Raw genomic sequence first — 2,805 nt, forward strand, 5'->3', positions numbered from 1 at the left:
TCGGAAGCGTTTTTTTTGTGAGCTGATATTAATAGCAAACAGTAGGATTTTTAATTTGGTTACTACAAATATTTAGCAATAAGCTTGATTATTTATCGCCAAATAAAAGAACCTGGCGACAACGCCGATCCTATTATATTCAATGAACATTATCACGCAAAGCTTTAATCTCATCGTGTGCATCAAGCACTTCATCCTGTTGCCTGATAATTATCTCGCGTAAAAAGGCGGGAATATATTCTTCATTTAAAGCCATTTTATATGCTTTTACAATTGCATCTTCGCCATACTCACATTCTTCTAAAATATCATGTGTATCATGAGCTGTAAAGGCAGCCTTAACATCTAACCAGGAACGGTGAATTTTGCCACTCGTTGTAGTACTGGTTTCAATGTCTACACCCAAAACTTCAACCTCTTTACCTAATTCGTTTTTATAACGATTGCTACTGTCAATCAGGCTAAGGAAAAGTAACCTCAAATCTGTCTCATCATCCTTCAGATCTTTAAGAGCGCGCCTGTACCCTTCGATACGATCGTTATTGATCTGGATTAAATCATTTAAAACTTCTGCAGTTGCTTTTGAATTTTCCATGGTAATTAATGTTTTTATTCCAATAAACATACTAATAGTTAATTTGTTTAACTAATTAATTAAAACATCTCTAATTACCTCTTTAAAACCCGTTTCTTTACGATTTTCCCCGGAACAGAGAGATCAGCCATACTACAATCAATATAACTACAATCACAGCTATAATACCAACAATGGCACCAGCCTTAAATATTCCTTCAATTACCGAGCAGCCACTTAAAGCAAACATGACCAGCACGATCAATAATAAATGCGCGTTTTTCATAATTATGTTTTTAGTTTATTTTGCAGAGGCGAAAATAATTGTGCTCCGCCTTGTATAAATAAATACAACAATCAGGCCTTTTTTAATAAACAGTTTTTTCCAGGGCCGGATACCTCATCGCTAAATAAACAGGCTAAACTTTGTTATAACCCTGTTAAGCAATGTATAGCAGAATATACACTGTTAAATCCTCAATAAAAAAATGTGTTAAGTAAAGAAATCTTAGTGTAAAGACTTTTACCGACATATGATTAATTTTGCCCGCTACTAAACAGGCTATGGGTAAATTACTTTTTTCGATAAACAACGCGACAGTAAGATTTTTAAACAGTACTTTGTTCAGGGATCTTAACTTCAAAATAAATAAAGGTGAAAACTGGGCACTTATAGGCCCAAGCGGCTCGGGCAAAAGCGCTTTACTGCAAACCATAGCCGGCCGCTTTAATATCACAGGCGGCAGCGTTACCTGGCATTTTGAAGATGAGCTTTTACACAAATTACCCGCGGCCGATGGCATTAGTGTTAAAACAAAACTGATAGCTCTTGTCGAACCCAGGCATCACTTCCATAATTTATCAAACACTACCGATTTTTATTACCAGCAACGCTATAACTCCTCCGATTCGGAAGATGCTTTGACAGTTGATGATTATCTATTGTTTGTTAATAGTACACCCCACGCCAACACATGGTGGACACCCGACAAAGTGCTTAACCTGCTCAACCTGCAGCAACTGCGCGATAAACAATTAATAAAACTTTCAAACGGCGAAACCAAACGCCTTATGCTGGCAGCTGCCTTGCTAAAGAACCCGGTATTGCTATTATTGGATAACCCGCTAACCGGGCTTGATGTAAAAACCCGGCAAGAGTTTAATGGCGTTATTGAGCAAATCACCTCATCGGGTATCAATCTCATTATTGCTACATCGGTACACGAAATTMCTGAGGCTATTACACATGTTGCAGTGTTAAATAATGGCGCCATTATCCATGAAACCGCCAAGGCTGATTTCGATCCCAGCCAGTTTAACCAGGAAGTTCCCGATAATATAGATATTACCGAACTAAGTGCGCTACTTAACATTAATAAGCCCGCCATTACATACAACCAAATTGTGAAAATGGAAAGGGTGCATATCCAATATGGCAATAAGGTAATACTGAACAATGTAGACTGGGAAATTAAAACCGGCGACAGATGGGCACTGCTTGGGCCAAACGGAGCAGGCAAGTCAACGCTATTGAGTTTAATTAATGGCGATAACCCGCAGGCCTATGCAAACAGTATTATTCTTTTTGATAAAAAGCGGGGCACCGGCGAAAGCATCTGGGATATAAAAAAGAAGATAGGTTTTGTATCGCCCGAGCTTCACCAATACTTCCCTACGGATAACAGCTGCCTCCAGGTGATCGAATCGGGATATTATGATACACTTGGCCTGTTCAGGCCAAGTAATAAGGAACGTACCGATGTAGCCCTCCGCTGGATGAAAGCGCTTGAAATTGATCAGCACGCACGTCACCTGTTAAAAAACATACCGGCCAGTGCCCAGCGCTTATGCCTGCTGGCCCGCGCGTTAATAAAAAATCCTTCCTTACTAATTTTTGATGAACCCTGCCAGGGTATGGACGATCATCAGCAACTTCATTTTAAAAAACTGGTTGATACTATTTGCAGCCTCAGCAACGTAACCCTTATTTATGTAACCCACTACCAGCACGAAATACCAAATAGTGTTAATAAGGTATTGCAGTTAGATAATGGAAGGATAGTTTAATAGTTTATAGATACTCCGGCGAACAAAAAAGTTAAAAATCAAAACGATACATTTAGTATATTGTTGCCACATCTTTTATTCACTTTCGCGTGAAAACCCAGGTCACTTAATAGTACCGGAAGGGAAATACAGCGCCCCAATGGGGCGTACAAACCCACTATGGC

3 protein-coding genes are annotated in these 2,805 nt (G+C 39.2%); 1 reads left to right on the forward strand and 2 read right to left on the reverse strand.

The window, feature by feature from the left end; translation table 11 throughout:
* Positions 1-139: 139 nt before the first annotated feature.
* A complete protein-coding gene (locus AC1DPZ_RS24900; RefSeq protein WP_477408553.1) occupies positions 140-595 on the reverse strand; it encodes a PA2169 family four-helix-bundle protein in 456 nt (151 codons plus the stop codon).
* A gap of 97 nt (positions 596-692) precedes the next feature.
* Entirely contained in the window at positions 693-860 is a 168-nt protein-coding gene (locus AC1DPZ_RS24905; RefSeq protein WP_477408555.1) for a hypothetical protein, read from the reverse strand.
* A gap of 278 nt (positions 861-1,138) precedes the next feature.
* Between AC1DPZ_RS24905 and AC1DPZ_RS24910 the strand changes: the two genes are divergently transcribed.
* Positions 1,139-2,641, forward strand: coding sequence for an ATP-binding cassette domain-containing protein (locus AC1DPZ_RS24910; RefSeq protein WP_477408557.1), 1,503 nt, complete (start codon positions 1,139-1,141; stop codon positions 2,639-2,641).
* The last annotated feature ends 164 nt before the right edge of the window (positions 2,642-2,805 follow it).

The organism is Mucilaginibacter sp. P4_G9, assembly GCF_056400985.1.